This is a genomic window from Alteriqipengyuania halimionae (assembly GCF_009827575.1).
Classification (GTDB): Bacteria; Pseudomonadota; Alphaproteobacteria; order Sphingomonadales; family Sphingomonadaceae; genus Alteriqipengyuania_A; species Alteriqipengyuania_A halimionae.
Genome location: NZ_WTYR01000001.1, coordinates 1,196,193 through 1,211,487 on the forward strand (window position 1 = coordinate 1,196,193; position 15,295 = coordinate 1,211,487).

14 protein-coding genes are annotated in these 15,295 nt (G+C 60.8%); 6 read left to right on the forward strand and 8 right to left on the reverse strand.

Translation table 11 applies throughout. The features are described 5' to 3' along the window. Positions 1–1,665 carry a DNA repair protein RecN gene (gene recN, locus GRI68_RS05875; RefSeq protein ID WP_160616384.1) on the reverse strand — a complete coding sequence of 555 codons (1,665 nt, stop codon included), beginning with the start codon at positions 1,663–1,665 and terminating at the stop codon, positions 1–3. A gap of 131 nt (positions 1,666–1,796) precedes the next feature. Between recN and GRI68_RS05880 the strand changes: the two genes are divergently transcribed. After that, positions 1,797–2,942 carry a GGDEF domain-containing protein gene (locus tag GRI68_RS05880; protein ID WP_160616385.1) on the forward strand — a complete coding sequence of 382 codons (1,146 nt, stop codon included), beginning with the start codon at positions 1,797–1,799 and terminating at the stop codon, positions 2,940–2,942. Positions 2,943–2,975: 33 nt separating this feature from the next. On the opposite strand, the gene GRI68_RS05885 is transcribed toward GRI68_RS05880, so the two are convergent. Beyond that, a complete protein-coding gene (locus GRI68_RS05885) occupies positions 2,976–3,785 on the reverse strand; it encodes an outer membrane protein assembly factor BamD (RefSeq protein ID WP_160616386.1) in 810 nt (269 codons plus the stop codon). A gap of 67 nt (positions 3,786–3,852) precedes the next feature. Continuing rightward, complete coding sequence (proB, locus tag GRI68_RS05890; protein ID WP_160616387.1) at positions 3,853–5,004, reverse strand: glutamate 5-kinase; 1,152 nt, start codon at positions 5,002–5,004, stop codon at positions 3,853–3,855. Between the two features lie 189 nt (positions 5,005–5,193). On the opposite strand from proB, the gene GRI68_RS05895 reads away from it, so the two are divergent. The 5 genes from GRI68_RS05895 (at position 5,194) to GRI68_RS05915 (ending at position 9,922) form a co-directional block, all read left to right on the forward strand. After that, positions 5,194–5,964 carry a pyrroline-5-carboxylate reductase family protein gene (locus GRI68_RS05895; RefSeq protein ID WP_267902088.1) on the forward strand — a complete coding sequence of 257 codons (771 nt, stop codon included), beginning with the start codon at positions 5,194–5,196 and terminating at the stop codon, positions 5,962–5,964. An 81-nt stretch (positions 5,965–6,045) separates the two neighbouring features. Next, the gene (locus tag GRI68_RS05900) at positions 6,046–7,311 is read left to right on the forward strand and encodes a glutamate-5-semialdehyde dehydrogenase (protein ID WP_160616389.1); all 1,266 of its coding nucleotides are present in this window, start codon (positions 6,046–6,048) and stop codon (positions 7,309–7,311) included. A 160-nt stretch (positions 7,312–7,471) separates the two neighbouring features. Then, complete coding sequence (locus tag GRI68_RS05905; RefSeq protein ID WP_160616390.1) at positions 7,472–8,656, forward strand: GGDEF domain-containing protein; 1,185 nt, start codon at positions 7,472–7,474, stop codon at positions 8,654–8,656. 46 nt (positions 8,657–8,702) lie between these two features. After that, positions 8,703–9,548: a hypothetical protein gene (locus GRI68_RS05910; protein ID WP_160616391.1), complete on the forward strand. Its 846-nt coding sequence runs from the start codon at positions 8,703–8,705 to the stop codon at positions 9,546–9,548. 95 nt (positions 9,549–9,643) lie between these two features. Next, positions 9,644–9,922, forward strand: a complete 279-nt coding sequence (locus GRI68_RS05915; protein ID WP_160616392.1) for a hypothetical protein — start codon at positions 9,644–9,646, stop codon at positions 9,920–9,922. A gap of 149 nt (positions 9,923–10,071) precedes the next feature. Here GRI68_RS05915 and GRI68_RS05920 read toward each other — a convergent pair whose 3' ends face one another. The 5 genes from GRI68_RS05920 to lepA form a co-directional block, all read right to left on the reverse strand. Next, on the reverse strand, positions 10,072–10,428 hold the full coding sequence (locus GRI68_RS05920; RefSeq protein ID WP_160616393.1) for a hypothetical protein: 357 nt from the start codon (positions 10,426–10,428) through the stop codon (positions 10,072–10,074). 131 nt (positions 10,429–10,559) lie between these two features. Next, positions 10,560–11,681 carry an ImmA/IrrE family metallo-endopeptidase gene (locus tag GRI68_RS05925; RefSeq protein ID WP_160616394.1) on the reverse strand — a complete coding sequence of 374 codons (1,122 nt, stop codon included), beginning with the start codon at positions 11,679–11,681 and terminating at the stop codon, positions 10,560–10,562. Next, the gene (locus GRI68_RS05930; RefSeq protein ID WP_160616395.1) at positions 11,678–12,256 is read right to left on the reverse strand and encodes a hypothetical protein; all 579 of its coding nucleotides are present in this window, start codon (positions 12,254–12,256) and stop codon (positions 11,678–11,680) included. The genes GRI68_RS05925 and GRI68_RS05930 overlap by 4 nt, the downstream gene beginning before the upstream one ends. Beyond that, positions 12,253–13,323, reverse strand: a complete 1,071-nt coding sequence (locus GRI68_RS05935; RefSeq protein ID WP_160616396.1) for a hypothetical protein — start codon at positions 13,321–13,323, stop codon at positions 12,253–12,255. The genes GRI68_RS05930 and GRI68_RS05935 overlap by 4 nt, the downstream gene beginning before the upstream one ends. A gap of 84 nt (positions 13,324–13,407) precedes the next feature. After that, positions 13,408–15,243, reverse strand: a complete 1,836-nt coding sequence (gene lepA, locus GRI68_RS05940; protein WP_160616397.1) for a translation elongation factor 4 — start codon at positions 15,241–15,243, stop codon at positions 13,408–13,410. Positions 15,244–15,295: the final 52 nt, after the last annotated feature.

The window sequence follows — 15,295 nt, forward strand, 5'->3', positions numbered from 1 at the left end:
TCACACGTCCCCCAGCAATCTATCTGCCTGCGCGCGGGCTTCCGGTGTCACCTCGGCCCCGCTGAGCATTCGCGCGACTTCTTCCTGGCGGCCCGCTTCGTCGAGCAGGGTGACGCCGGTGCGGGTAACGGTGCCGGTGGAGGATTTGGCGATCAGGTAATGCGCATTGCCGCGCGCGGCGACTTGCGGAGAGTGCGTGACCGCCAAGAGCTGGCCGTCGCTGGCCAGCCGTGCCAGGCGCTCGCCGATCGCGCTGGCGACTGCGCCGCCGACGCCGCGATCGATCTCGTCGAAGATCACCGTCGCGGCGCCGCCCTGCTCCGCTAAAGCCACTTTCAGCGCGAGGATGAAGCGCGACAATTCGCCGCCGCTCGCGATCTTGTTGAGCGGAGCGAAATCCGCGCCGGGGTTGGTGGAAATCAGGAATTCGACCGCGTCCATCCCGCTCGCGCTCCAGCGTTCCTCGGGCAGCGCTTCGACCTTGGTCTGGAAGCGCGCGGCATCGAGTTTCAACGGCGCGAGTTCGCCCGCCACGGCCATGTCGAGCTTCGCCGCCGCCTTGCTCCGCGTCTCGTGCAGCGCCTGGGCTTGTTTACCATAGGTCTCGCCTGCAGCCTGCGCAGCCTTTTCCAGTGCACCGATCTCGGCCTCGCCGCCCTCGATCGCGTCGAGCTTGGCGCGTAGCTCCGCCATCTTGGCCGGCAGTTCGTCGGCCTCGCAATCGTGTTTCCGCGCCAGCGCACGCAATTCGAACAGGCGCGTTTCGGCCCGGTCGAGCTCGGCGGGATCGTGGACCAGCGCTTCGGCCGCGCGGGCCAGCGCTTCCTCGGCCTCGCCCGCCTCGATCACGGCGCGGTCGAGCGCGTCGAGCGCAAGCTGCAACTGGTCGTGCTCGCCCGCAATCCGATCGAGCCGCCGCGCCGCACCGCGCAAAGTCGCGAGCGCGCCGTCGGAGCCTTCCCACAGATGGCGCAATTCCTCGAGGTCGCCCGAGAGCCGCTCGCCCTTCTGCATATTGGCACGGGTGGCGGCGAGTTCGGCTTCTTCGCCTTCCTGCGGGGCGAGATTGGTCAGCTCTTCGAGCCACGAGAGCAGCAGGTCGCGATCGGCGCTCGCCTGCGCAATGTCGGCCCTGGCTTCGGAAAGCTTGTCCTCGGCTGCGCGCCATGCCGACCATGCCGCACCAACGCTCGCCACATCGCTTCCCGCGAAACGGTCGAGCAGCGCCCGGTGCCCGCGCGGATTGACGAGACCGCGATCATCGTGCTGGCCGTGGATCTCGACCAACGCGGGCGCGATCTGCCGCAGCAGCGCGACGCCCACCGGCTGGTCGTTGATGAACGCCTTCGACCCGCCATCTGCCTTCAACTGCCGGCGGATGATCAAAGGCTCGCCCGGCTCGATCTCCAGATCGGCATCGTCGAGCGCTTCGGTCACCGGTTCGGGCAGCGTGGCGAATTCGAACGCGGCGGTCGCGCTTGCCTTGGGCTCGCCGGCGCGGACCAGGCCGCTATCGGCGCGATTGCCCAGCACCAGGCCAAGTGCATCGAGCAGGATCGACTTGCCGGCCCCGGTTTCCCCGGTCAGCACGCTGAGTCCGCCCGAGAAATCGAGATCGAGCGCTTCGATCAGCACGATATTGCGGATGGAAAGCCGGGTCAGCATCACGCCCCGTTTAACCCGAAGATCGCAGCGATGTAAGCGAATCCGCGCATTCTCGAACAGGTTTGTCGTCCCGAATGCACCCTGTTGTCAGATTAATGACAAGTTAGACCATATTGGTTATGTGATGCGCCATGCGCGGGGTGTGGGAAGAATGGGTGGTGGAAGCCACCGTTCCAAAAGAAGTGCGCGGCGATTACGCAATCGTCGCGGCCGAGCATGTTCGCTCGCAGGAACCGTTATTGTATTGCGGTTTCTTATTCGGCGCGTTGAATGCCATTCTGCTTGCCTGGGATCTTCCCCCGCTGCTGCGCTTCTGGCTGCCTGCCGCGATCATGGCGATCAGCGTCGTGGGCCTGATGCTTCGGCGCTCGGCGCCCGCTACCGAAGCTCGCGCGATCGAGTCTCTGACCATATCGATCTGTGTCACCTGCACCATCATCGCACTCGGCGCAGTGTGGACTATTTCGGCCTGGCATCACAGCGCTGAGGCGGTTCGCCTGACGTATCCGTTCTTTATGGCCATGGGGGTACTCGTTACGTCTTACGGCTTCGCCAAGGTGAGGCGCCTTGCCGCGCTGTGCCTTGCGGTCGGTCTCGGACCGCTGGCGGTGGTCCTGATCGCGGATGGAACCGGGTTCGAGATGATTTGCGGCGCAGGAATTTTCGTATCCGGTCTCTTCGTCGTGCTGATGGCGCGGAACGACCGGCGGTTCCTCGTCGAACTGCTCGAGCACCGGCAAAGGCTTCATCGGCTATCGCGGATCGATTCGCTGACCGATCTGCCCAATCGGCGCGCACTGCTCGAGGATGCGGAGCGAATGGGCTTGCGGGGCGAAACGATGCGGCTGGTTCTGATCGACATCGATCATTTCAAGGCGATCAACGATCGCCACGGCCACGACATCGGAGATTACGTTCTGTGCGCAGTCGCCGATGTCATCTCGAATTTCGTGCGCCAGGGGGTCTGTGCGGCGCGGATCGGCGGTGAGGAATTCGCGCTTTTGGGCGAAGCGAAGGATCTCTCTGCGCTGTCGGGCCTGCATCTCGTGGAGACGCTGCGCAATGCCGATATGCCGCACGGCGATCAATTGACCGTAAGCGCCGGCGTGGCAACGGGGCCGCTTAAGACCGACGGCGACTGGCGCAAGCTCTATGCGCGGGCGGACAAGGCTCTTTACGAGGCCAAAGCCGATGGACGCGATCGCGTCGTCGCCGAAGTAGAGCTGGCCGAAACTCCTGATGATCCGAAGAAAACCGACCGCACCCAGGCAGCGTAATCGCGGGTAGGGTAATCGCGCGTAAGCCCGGCGTCAGCCCGCGGTGGTCGCCACCGCAGGAGCATGCCGCTCCATCAGGTCATAAGCGCGCTGATACCATTTGCTGCCGGGATAATTCGCGCCCAGCACCGCAGCGGCTTTCTGGGCTTCTTCCGGAACGCCCAGCGAAAGGTAGCTTTCTACCAGGCGATAAAGCGCTTCGGGTGCGTGGCTGGTGGTCTGGAAGTTTTCGACCACCTTGCGGAACCGCAGCGAGCTCGCCAGCCATTTGCCGGTTGTCTGGTAATAGCGACCGATCTCCATCTCCTTGCCCGCCAGGTGATCATTTACCAGGTCGATCTTGAGACGTGCATCGGTGGCATAATCGGTCGCCGGATAGCGGCGCACGATTTCGCGCATGGCCGCCAGCGCCTGTTCGGTCACCTTCTGGTCGCGCGTCACATCGCTGATCTGCTCGTAATAGGACAGCGCAATCAGGTAATACGCGTAGGGTGCGTCCTTGTTACCCGGATGGATCGAAAGGAAGCGCTGCGCGCTCTGAATCGCCTTGTTGTAATCGCGCGCGGTGTAATAGCTGAACGCGCTCATCAACTGGGCGCGGCGGGCCCAGGGCGAATAGGGATGCTGGCGCTCGACCTCGTCGAACAGCACTGCCGCATCGCGCGAAGCACCACGATCGAGGCGATCCTTGGCCGCCATATAAAGCGTTTCCACATCACGCGCCACGTAAGCGGTGTCCGACGGGCCGCTGCCTCCGCCACCGGCACAGGCAGCGGTAAACAGGGTTGCGGAAGCGAGGACGGCAGCGCGAACGGCGCGCGCGGAAAGGAAACGCGATGTCATGGCGCGCCGTATAACCGCGCCCGGGCTGAACGCCAAGTGAAGGTTGGACCGCTTATGGGAATTGCGCTCAGGCGACCTGATCGACGCCTTCGGGGGCGTCCCACAGCAAGTGGCGCCGCTCGAGGAAGACGAGGTTCTTCGCCCGCACGATTTCGCCCTTGGTCTTGTAGCCGAGCAATTGTTCAGCATCGAGATGCGGGTTCACCGCAAGCACGCGCAATTCCTCGGAGCTGAAGTCGCTCAGGCCGCGTGCGCGCTCGGTGCCGTGCGTGTCGTAGATATGCAGCACATCGCCGCGACTGAAATCGCCGTCGATCGAGAGGATATCCGATCGCATGATCGACCGTTCCCCGCTTTCGAGCGCATCGGCCACATCATCTTCGACCTTCAGGCTGCCAGCCATCTGCAGCCGGTTGGCAAGCCAGCGTTTCCACCCGGTATTGGGGGCATCGTGCGCGGGGAAGCGGCTGCAATCGCGCTTCCCATCGATCACGGTCGAGATCGGCTGATCGACCTCGCCATGCGCGATATAGGTGGTCACGCCCGCTTCCTGCGCGATGTTGGCCGCCATCAGCTTGGTCGTCATGCCACCGGTGCCGAGCGTGCTCTTGCCCTTCGTCGCTTCCATATAGGGCGCGACATCCTGCACTTCGCGCACGAGTTCGGCGCCCGGCTCGTCGGGATGGCGATCGTAGAGACCGTTGACCTCGGTCAGGATGATGAAATCCTTGGCGTCGACCATCTGCGCGACCTTGGCGGCGAGACGATCGTTGTCGCCGACGCGGATTTCCTCGGTCGTGATCGAATCGTTTTCGTTGACGATCGGGACGACGCCCGCCTCGAGCAGGCGGTTCACAGTGTTGCGCGTATTGAGGAAGCGGCGGTGGTCCTCGAAATCGCCGAGCGTCAGCAGGACCTGCGCGATATCCATATCGTATTCGTGGCCGACTTGCTTATAGGCGTTGAGCAGCGTCGGCATACCGCACGCTGCGGCCGCCTGTTTGTCGCTCACGCCAGCCGAATCGGGGGTTTCGCCGACGGTGCGCAAGCCGAGCGCCACCGCGCCGCTGCTGCACAGGATCACGTTGATTCCCCGCTCGCGCATGCGCGCAATATCCTCGAGCAACCTCTGCATGAAGCCGAAACGGGGTGTCAGGCGATCGGAATTTGCAACCAGCGTTGAGCCAATTTTGATAACGATATTGTGTGTTTCAGTCATAATATTACTTCTCGTATTGGCGAGCAGTGTTGAGTAATGTGGCACAAGCCTAACGGACCAGGTGCGCCAGAACAACCGGTGGATTTTATTTTATCGGTGTGTTATAAAATATCCAACTCAAGCGCAGACCCCATCGGCCGGCGCTTTGCCACCGAATAGAAACAGGAGTCGGATATCTTTCACAACATTTTGCTAATCGGTTGCGGAAAAATGGGCAGTGCGCTGCTCGAATACTGGAACAAGGGTGACGAAAAATTTATCATCGTCGATCCTTTTCTCGAAACCGCGCCGGATAATACGCGGCTTGTGAAATCGCGCGAAGAGATTTCGAGCGAACAATTCGATCTCATTATTGTCGCGATCAAGCCGCAGATGGTGGAACAGGAGCTTCCGGCCTACTCGACCATGCTTTCGGGCAAGGGATATGTCCTCTCGATCGCCGCCGGCACTTCGATCGTCCGCCTTTCTGGCGCCATGTCGGGCGCACCGATCATCCGCGTGATGCCCAATCTGCCTGCCGCAATCGGCAAGGGCACCAGCAGCCTCGTGGCCGGCCTCGGCGTCAACGACAAGCACCGCAGCCACGCCGTCGAACTGATGGAGCGCACCGGCACCGTGCTTGAAGTCGAGAGCGAGGACATGCTCGATCGTGCCACCGCCGTTGCAGGCTCGGGCCCCGGCTATGTGTTCGAAATCGCGCGCATGTACGTCGCCGCCGCCGAAGAGCTCGGCTTTTCGCGCGAAGACGCCCGCACCCTGGTGCTCGGCACGATCGAAGGCACCATTGCCATGGCAATCGCCGATGACGAGACCTCGCTCGAGACGCTGCGCGACAACGTGACCAGCAAGGGCGGCACCACCGCTGCCGGGCTCGAAGCGCTCAACGGCGACGACGCCCTCTCCGCCAAGATGCGCGACACGCTTACCGCCGCTTACGACCGGGCGCGCGAACTGCGCTGACGTCCGGGTTTTCCGGAACCCCGTCTTTTCCGGAACCGTCGCCGCCGCGACCCGTCGTAAGCATAGACCCAAGAGGATTACATGACTGACCAGACCATCGACCCCCAGATCCACATCCACGAACTCGGCCAGCGCGCCCGCAAGGCAGCCCGCGGCCTGCTCACCGCCTCGACCGAGGCGAAGAACACCGCGCTCCGCGAAGCCGCTAAGGCCCTGCGCGACGCCACTCCCGAATTGCTTGAAGCCAACGGCAAGGACGTCGACAGCGTGCGCGGCAAGAAGCCCGACAGCTTCATCGATCGCCTCGCGCTCGACGAAGACCGCGTGGAAGGCATGGCCAGCGCGCTCGAACAGATCGCCGAACTGCCCGATCCGGTCGGCCGCCAGCTCGCCCAGTTCGATCGTCCCAACGGCCTCAAGATCGAGCGCGTCGCCGTGCCGATCGGGGTGATCGGGATGATCTACGAATCACGCCCCAATGTCGGCGCCGATGCCAGCGCGCTGTGCCTCAAATCGGGCAATGCAGTGATCCTGCGCGGGGGCAGCGAAAGCCGCCATTCGACCCGTGTGATCGTCGATTGCATGCAGAAAGGGCTCGACGCCGCCGGCCTCCCCGCCGATGCCGTGCAGACCGTGCGCACCACCGATCGCGCCGCCGTTGCCGCGCTGCTCCAGGCCGATGAATTCGTCGACCTTGTAATCCCGCGCGGTGGCCGCGGCCTCGTCGAACTGGTCCGCGACCAGGCGAGCGTCCCCACCCTCCTCCACCTCGATGGCAATTGCCATTCCTACGTCCACGAAGCCGCCGATCTCGACAAGGCGGCCGAGGTGATCCGCAACGCCAAGCTGCGCCGCACCGGCGTCTGCGGCGCGACCGAAAGCATCGTGATCGACCGCGCGGTGGCCGACAGCGCCGTGCCCAAGATCGTCGAGGCGATGGGCAGCGATTGCGAATTGCGCGGTGACGAAGCCGCCGTTGCGATCGACGACCGCATCAAGCCGGCCTTGGACGAAGACTGGAACACCGAATATCTCGACCAGATCGCCAGCGTGAAGGTCGTCGACGGCCTCGACGAGGCGATCGAGTGGGTGGACGAGCACTCCAGCCACCACACCGACGCGATCATGACCGAAGACGCCGACGCCGCGCGCAAGTTCATGACCAGCATCGACAGCGCGATCCTGATGCACAATGCCTCCACCCAGTTCGCCGATGGCGGCGAATTCGGCATGGGCGCGGAAATCGGCATCGCCACCGGCAAGATGCACGCCCGCGGTCCGGTCGGCCTCGAACAGCTGACCAGCTTCAAGTACCTCGTGCATGGGTCGGGCCAGACGCGGCCCTGATCGCGCGATCCGAGACGCTCAAGCCGCCGATGCCGCACCAGGCGTCGGCGGCTTTTTCATTGGCGAACCGGGAGGAATGGCGCGTTGCAGCGGTTCACGGGACGCTCCCCGCGGCGGAAGGATTAAACAAAGCTTAGACCTTCCCTGGTACAACGTCCCGATGGACAAGGTCACTGCCTTCCTTCGCAACGCCGCGATTCCGGATCTGCCGGAGGACGTCCGTTCCGATTTCGTCGTCGCGAATGCCACCACGGTGCAAAAACAGGGGCGCTGGCTGTTTGTCGGATTGCTGGTGACCTGCCTTTTCGCCGCTCTCGCAACGCCCGAGCGTGCGGGCTGGTTCGTGCGCTGGGGCCTGCCGGGCCTGATGGCGGTCTATTGCGCCATGGGAATGAACTCCCTCTTCCGTGATTACCAGTTCCAGCAGAAGCCCTGGCGAGCCGAACGTTTCATTATCGCGAGCTGGAAATCGTCGCTGATCGGCGCGCTGATCTCCACCAGCTGGGCGATCGCCTCCTGGTTCGCCGCCGATCCCGGCGAGCGGCTGCATTATCCTGTCATGCTCGTCATGGGATCGCTCGCCACGGCCTATTGCATGGCGAGTATCCGCCCGGCGGCGGCGACGCATCTGGTGATCGACATCGGGGCCATTGCGATCCTCATGCTGCTGACCGGTTCGACCCTCGACATGGCGGCCGCCGTCAGCCTGTGCATCGCTGGGCTGTTCCAGTGGCGGATGATCAACGAGCATCACAACCAGGTGGTCGAGCTGCTGCTGCTCAAGCGGCACAGCCAGGCGCTCGCGCAGACCGACCCGCTCACCGGCCTCCTCAATCGCCGCGCGCTGCTCGACTTCGCCGGCCGGCTGGCTGCGCGGGACGGGGTATCGCGGCTGCTCATCGTCGATATCGACTGCTTCAAGGTCATCAACGATGCGCATGGACACGAATGCGGCGACAGCGTGCTGCAGGAAGTCGCCCGCCTGATCGATTCCCACGCGGGCGAGAATGTCGGCGCCGCCAGGCTCGGGGGCGAGGAATTCGCCCTGCTCGGCACCACCGACGCGCTGCGTTCGGGCACGGCGAGCCAGCTCCTCACCGACATCCGCGAGGCCGCGATGCCCCATGGCGGGCAGGTGACGATCAGCATCGGCGTGGCCGATGGCCCGCTGGAAGACGACGCCGCATGGCGCGCGCTTTACCGGAGCGCGGACACCGCGCTCTACGCCGCCAAGCGCCGTGGCCGCGACCGGGTCGTCCACGCCCGCGAGCTGGAAAATGCGGAGCGGCACCGGGCCGAAAGCCTGGCCGCGCAAGGGAACCTGCCGGAGAGCAAGGTCGCCTAGCGCGCCTCATTTTCCTACACGCGCGTTTTCTGCTCCAAGCTGGCGGATGACTCGCAAGAAAGACCCCCGCACCACCCGTCGCTCCGTCGCCGAAATGGCGGCGGAGGGGCATGCCCTCCCCACATTCGAGCCCGTGCCGCGCAAATACCGCCACGATGGCTGGACGCCCGATCGCCAGCGCGCCTTCATCGCCGCGCTCGCCGATACCGGCAGCGTCAAGCGCGCCGCGATGCATGTCAATATGAGCCCCGAGGGCGCCTATTACCTGCGCCGCCAGCGCGGCTCGGAAAGCTTCCGCCGCGCCTGGGAAGCCGCGCTCGATTTCGGCGTCCAGCGGCTCAAGGACGAAGCCTTCGACCGCGCGCTGAACGGCCAGCTCTCCCCCGTCTTCGTCGGCGGCAAGCTGAAAGGCTTCCGCCGCGTGAAGAACGACCGCCTGCTGATGTTCTGCCTAAGGATGAACGCGCGCGGCGAAGACGGCCGCCGCCTCTCCGCCAGCTATTTCGATCCCGCTGCGGACAGGTTGTCGGGGAGCGCCCTGCCCTCAAGCAGCGAAGCGGTAGGGCCACAAGGAATCTCATACACCGTCCCCGTCCCCACGCGCGCGGAGAAGGACGACATCAACGCCGCGATGATCGAGCATTTCGACCCGGTGGCGATGACCCTGCCCGAAATCGAGGCGATGCAGGCCGAGCTAGCCCAACTCGCCGCCCGCCGCCGCGCCGAGGAGGACGGCCCACCCGAAACGGACATGGAAACCGACTTCGTGATGGTCCGCGACGGCGATTTCAAAGCCGTCGGCGAACTCGAAGACCTGATCGGCGAAGAGGACGAACTGGGCCAGTTCAACGAGAACGAGGACGACTGGCGAACGCTCGACGCAGGCGAGTAGGCAGCGCCGCCGCGACTGGGCCCGCCTCTCCGACCCAAAAATCCCCTTGCGCCCGCTAGGCCTTCGTCAGCTACACAGAGCTGCGCGCCCGCGACTTGGACGAAAAGCCCGCCATCCCCTTCTACCTCCAGCCCCACGCGGGCGACCCGCCCCGCGAAAACTGGTGGGACGCCCCCGTCGACTGGCTCCTCACCCGCCGCGACCGCTGGCAACGCGAGGCCGCCGAGCGCGCGGCGGAGGCGGAGGGCAAGAGCGCCGCGCTACCGCCACCGGATAGGCGCAGGAGGGATGAGCCGGAGGTGGAGGATGAGGATGAGGATGAGGATGAGCGCGCGGCGGTTGTCAGGCGGCTCAAGGACCGACGCTGGCGGTAACGGGTAGGTTGAGCAAAGCCCGAAGCCGGAAAGGGAGGCAAGGGCATCGGGCAAGCGATCGAACAGAGCTCGCAGTGGCGCTCAATAAAGAATGCGGATCGAGGCAAAGTTCGAGCCAAAGCTGCCAAATACTTTCTGTCTAAAACCGCCTAGTCCTCAAAATATGCGATCCCAATGGTTGGCAAAAATCCACCAGCATCTCGCATCAACTCATATGCTGCAAACGCTTCGACAGGGACTATAAGGCCAACCCGAACGGCCATTTTCAACAATCTAAGAGAACCAAGAACCCTCTCCTCGCCCAAAAATTCTGTAGCCTTCGCGCGACCGCGCCGATCATCACAACAAATTGAAGATTGCCCATCGAGATTAGCAAGTAAAATACATTCCGATTCACCGTCGCCCAATTTTTTCTCATCAACGAAATTTAGGACCTCATCAACATCAAGCTGATTGTCCTCAAGGTATTCGAGATCACCATCAGTATGGAGGCTGGCAATAGCCAATGCACAATGCTCCGAACACTCTCCTCCAACTATCGGGCCAACTTGAATGTGTAAGTCTGGAATACAACAAACCAGTCGGAGCACCCCACCGTTGTGAAGGTTTATGATTGAACAAGCGTCCAATATAACATTCACGATGCTCGTGCCTGTTGAGCAAAAATCTCACCAATCGAATACCCAAAGCTATTGGAGACCCAACCGATCGAAGTTTCTCCGGTGTTGACGGCTCTCAAAATTGCATCCGATAACAAGGAAGGGATGCGGGGTATGGGGACCTTTTGCCTCGGGCTGATATTCAGAATATCGGCACGCTTTTCGGGAGAACCAAATTCCTCCCGAAGATAGCGACTCAAAGAAAACGTTAATCCTTCTGGAATCAAACCAAGAGCTTCAAGCCTCAATCCAGCTACATCAAAGCTAACTCCGAAGAAGCGCGCTATATACAGGATCTCTCGATCAGTTATCTTGCCTTCCACCATAATTTTTTGATCGGCAAGAAACGCCAAAAACTTGCCGACACCAGTGTCAGGTAACAATAAACAAGATGAGAACGCGTCTACGAATGCTTCCGATTTTCGCGATTTCCCGAAAGATCCGATATCCCTCGACCGTTCGAACTTCGCAAATTCGCCGTCAACATGATCAGTGACAATATGTCCGAATTCATGGCCGAGGGTAAAAAGCATACGCCCAGAAAATCGAGGCGACACGAATATGAAACAGTAATTGCCAGCAATTAGAGAGACGCCTTCATACCGAGTATGTTCAATGGGCGAGACGATAAGCCCCTCAAGCTGGTTCAATTTCATCCCTAAGTCAGCGAGCGGTCCATCCACATTCGCGGGATCAATCAACAGCCTAGCGACTTTAGACGAACGGTCGGCGGCTGGATAAGTCCGTTGCTCATTTTGAAAACCACCGAGCCAACGAGGGGGCGAAGTCCGCTCAGGCAATAACTCTAAGCTAGCCTTTACGAAAAGAGCGATCCTCTCAACAGTGATATCATATTCGGCAGACGAATCTCGCGCACTCCGAAATAACGGAGAAATTGAATTATTCTCTACCTTCGAGGAATCAGTAAATATTTGAATTGGCAATCTTAAGCCAGCACATATTTGTCGTAATTCCGCGACGGTGGCTTTGGCGCCTCCAATTATCTCGCTCGCGCGTTGCCGGCCCAAAGCAGTCTTTGACACCAAGGAATCGCGAGAAATTCGCAGATCTCGCAAACGATCGGCGAGAACTTGACTCATTTTGCAGCGTCTTGCTTGATGCCGCGAAGCCACTCAATCATTTGATTAACTTGATCTTCATTCAGCTTCCGTTGGCGCCCCAAGATATCTATCGGTCGGTTACCTTGTTTCCCAACGATATCCGATAATTTGCTTAAGGTCTGCTGTCGCGCCAACTCGACCTCTCTGGGTGACTGGATGGCAAGGGGATCAGCACCCACAATGAAATTCTTTACGCGTCTTTCGAAACCTTTGTCCGCGTGGTGGTCGAGCGGGTGCTTATTCCCGTCGGCGTCTACAATGATATTTCCGACTACAATCCCGTCCTCCCTCAAACGAAGTCGGTTCTGTGGGAAGCGACCATATGCCGCTAGATGATCGATCTTCTCGGCAACCTTTAGACCTCCAAATACGTATTGCGCCAGATCCTCAGTCTTCCCCGAAACAACAAAGAGGTAGTCACCAATATCGACGAATTCTCGCAGATTACTCATGCAGGCACCAAGGGAAGGCACCTCCCCGAACATGGGATCGCTGATGTTATCAAGCCCCGCTGGATCAGCTCCGGTCCCGGTTATGTAAATGTATCCCTTCATTTTTTTCCTCTGTTATTATCTAAATTTTGGATAGTATTTAGGAACGGGTTACTGATTACCTTCTTATTTTTAATTGATGATGATAGTTTTATATTGCAAGATTTACATCGATGGTTGGAATGCGGGATGAAAGCATCCATTCCATTGTCGAAATAGGCCTCTCCACAATCGCAGACCAATACCACGATACGCCCGCGCAAATGCGCGAGAGCATTTTGCGCCATGAAATATCGCAGGTGAGATTCGTCAATCTCGATACCGTCTAGGACGACAGCGTCGAAAGTTTCATCCTCAAGGCGAGTTGACCTATCTGCAGCGTATCCATGAAAATGGATACCCTCCTCTTCCGGCCTCGGCGCGGTCCAGAGGAGTGCGGGATTTGAAGCCCACATTTGGATGCCGCCCGGAAAATCGTTCACGCTCGCCTCCAGCCTGCGCTCAGCACGAACAATTGAACGATTTGCGTCACTATCCTGAAAAACCTGCCGCAGACCTTTGAGAGGATTAGAAATGCCCTTCTTGTTGGCGAGGAAAATCTCTCCACAGGCATGGCAGAGGTGCCTCTTGTGCGGCTTCACAGCAAACCACTCAGAATCCAGATGCGGCTCACCACAGTAGGTACAAAATAATGAATCCAAATTGTGACCGATCGCTCTAGAAATGTATGCGGACACGGCCGTTTCACGCGTTACATATACCTTGCGCTTCTCGAATAAATCCACGGAGATTTCGAGAGCGACGGCATCGACGGTGTCATCTATGCCTTTCTCTAAGTCGCCAGCATCATCTCGAGCGTGGACATGGATCCCCTCCACCTCCTCAAGCCCCGTGGAATCGTATGCGGGTTTCACCGCACCCCACAGAGCTACCCCCCCATCGTAATCTTTGGGATTTAATTCCAGGATTTCTTTTGATTCCAGAGAGCGATAAGCGCCTTCGCAACGCTCAAGCTTTATTCCGTACTTTCCAGTCGCGGACGCTTGATGGGCATGACACCAAAAGCGTGGCCTCCCATCCCGGCGTTTGCCGGCTGGGCGGATATCACAATCGGACCGCTTCTCTTGCATGTTTCATGCTCCACAACCTCTCTTATAAGAGGAAATTGGAACAAAGCAAGAATCGGAACGAAAGTTGGCAGTGATTGCAGAAAGCTACTCTTCCCCCATCCGCAACGCCGCAATAAACGCTTCCTGCGGAATGCTCACATTCCCGTACTCCCGCATCCGCGCCTTGCCCTTCTTCTGCTTGTCGAGCAGCTTCTTCTTGCGGCTGATGTCGCCGCCATAGCACTTGGCGGTCACGTCCTTGCGCAGGGCGGCGATCGTCTCTCGCGCAATGATCTTGCCGCCGATGGCGGCCTGGATCGGGATCTTGAACAGGTGGCGGGGGATGAGGTCTTTCAGGCGCTCGCACATGCCGCGGCCGCGTTCTTCGGCGACCGAGCGGTGGACGATCAGCGAGAGCGCGTCGACGGCTTCGGCATTGACCATGATGTTCATCTTGACGAGGTCGCCTTCGCGCAGCCCGATCTGCTCGTAATCGAAGCTGGCATAGCCGCGGCTGATCGATTTCAGCCGGTCGTAGAAATCGAACACCACTTCGTTGAGCGGCAGTTCGTAGGTCACCTGCGCGCGGCCGCCGACATAGGTGAGGTTGGTCTGCACGCCGCGGCGATCCTGGCACAGTTTGAGGATCGCGCCGAGATATTCGTCGGGCGTGTAGATCGTCGCCTTGATCCACGGCTCTTCCACCGTGTCGATGCGGTTGACGTCGGGCCAGTCGGCCGGATTGTGGATGTCCACCACCTTCGCGTCCTCGTTCTTCGTATGGCCGAGGTGGACGCGGTAGACCACCGAAGGGGCGGTGGTGATGAGGTCGAGATCGTATTCGCGGCTGAGGCGCTCCTGGATGATTTCCAGGTGCAACAGGCCGAGGAAGCCGGCGCGGAATCCGAAGCCCAGCGCGGCGCTGCTTTCCATCTCGTAGCTGAAGCTCGCATCGTTGAGGCGCAGCTTGCCGATGCTTTCGCGCAGCTTCTCGAAATCGGCGGCGTCGACCGGGAACAGGCCGCAGAAGACCACGGGCTGGACTTCCTTGTAGCCGGGCAGCGCCTTGTCCGCCCCGCCCTTCACGGTGGTGATGGTGTCGCCGACGCGGGCCTGTTCGACTTCCTTGATCTGCGCGGTGATGAAGCCGATTTCGCCCGGGCCGATATCCGGCAGGTCGGTGCGCTTGGGGGTGAAGCAGCCGACCCGGTCGACCAGGTGCTGGGTGCCGCCCTGCATGAACCTGACCTCGAGGCCCTTCTTGAGCACGCCGTCGATCACGCGGACGAGGATGACCACGCCGAGATAGGGATCGTACCAGCTGTCGACGAGGCTGGCCTTCAGCGGCGCATCGCGGTTGCCCTGCGGCGGGGGGATGCGGGCGACGAGCGCCTCGAGCACGTCCTCGATGCCGAGCCCGGTCTTGGCCGAGGTGTGGACCGAGCCGCCCTCCTGCCAGCTGCCGGTGGCCTGGATGCCGACGATCTCCTCGATCTCCTCGGCCACGCGGTCGGGTTCTGCGGCGGGGAGGTCGACCTTGTTGATGACGGGGACGATCTCGTGATCGTGCTCGATCGACTGGTAGACATTGGCGAGCGTCTGCGCCTCGACGCCCTGCGCCGCGTCGACCACCAGCAGCGCGCCTTCGCACGCGGCGAGGCTGCGCGAGACTTCGTAGGCGAAATCGACATGGCCGGGCGTGTCCATGAGGTTGAGCTCATAGGTCTCGCCATCGCGCGCGGTGTAATTGAGGCGCACGGTCTGCGCCTTGATGGTGATCCCGCGCTCCTTCTCGATGTCCATGTTATCAAGCACTTGCTCGGACATCTCGCGATCGGTCAACCCCCCGCAAACCTGGATAAGCCGGTCAGCGAGAGTCGATTTGCCATGGTCGATGTGGGCTATGATCGAAAAGTTGCGGATCTTGGAAAGGTCGGTCATCAAACGCTTCAAACAGGAGGGTGTGCGCGGAAAATGCGCAGTTGCTGCGCCT

Coding starts and splice junctions, on each gene's coding strand:
- GRI68_RS05910 (WP_160616391.1), top strand. CDS start 8,703: ATGACTCGCAAGAAAGACCCCCGCACCACCCGTCGCTCCGTCGCCGAA.
- GRI68_RS05880 (WP_160616385.1), top strand. CDS start 1,797: ATGCGCGGGGTGTGGGAAGAATGGGTGGTGGAAGCCACCGTTCCAAAA.
- GRI68_RS05885 (WP_160616386.1), bottom strand. CDS start 3,785: ATGACATCGCGTTTCCTTTCCGCGCGCGCCGTTCGCGCTGCCGTCCTC.
- recN (WP_160616384.1), bottom strand. CDS start 1,665: ATGCTGACCCGGCTTTCCATCCGCAATATCGTGCTGATCGAAGCGCTC.
- GRI68_RS05935 (WP_160616396.1), bottom strand. CDS start 13,323: ATGCAAGAGAAGCGGTCCGATTGTGATATCCGCCCAGCCGGCAAACGC.
- GRI68_RS05925 (WP_160616394.1), bottom strand. CDS start 11,681: ATGAGTCAAGTTCTCGCCGATCGTTTGCGAGATCTGCGAATTTCTCGC.
- GRI68_RS05900 (WP_160616389.1), top strand. CDS start 6,046: ATGACTGACCAGACCATCGACCCCCAGATCCACATCCACGAACTCGGC.
- GRI68_RS05930 (WP_160616395.1), bottom strand. CDS start 12,256: ATGAAGGGATACATTTACATAACCGGGACCGGAGCTGATCCAGCGGGG.
- proB (WP_160616387.1), bottom strand. CDS start 5,004: ATGACTGAAACACACAATATCGTTATCAAAATTGGCTCAACGCTGGTT.
- GRI68_RS05905 (WP_160616390.1), top strand. CDS start 7,472: ATGGACAAGGTCACTGCCTTCCTTCGCAACGCCGCGATTCCGGATCTG.
- lepA (WP_160616397.1), bottom strand. CDS start 15,243: ATGACCGACCTTTCCAAGATCCGCAACTTTTCGATCATAGCCCACATC.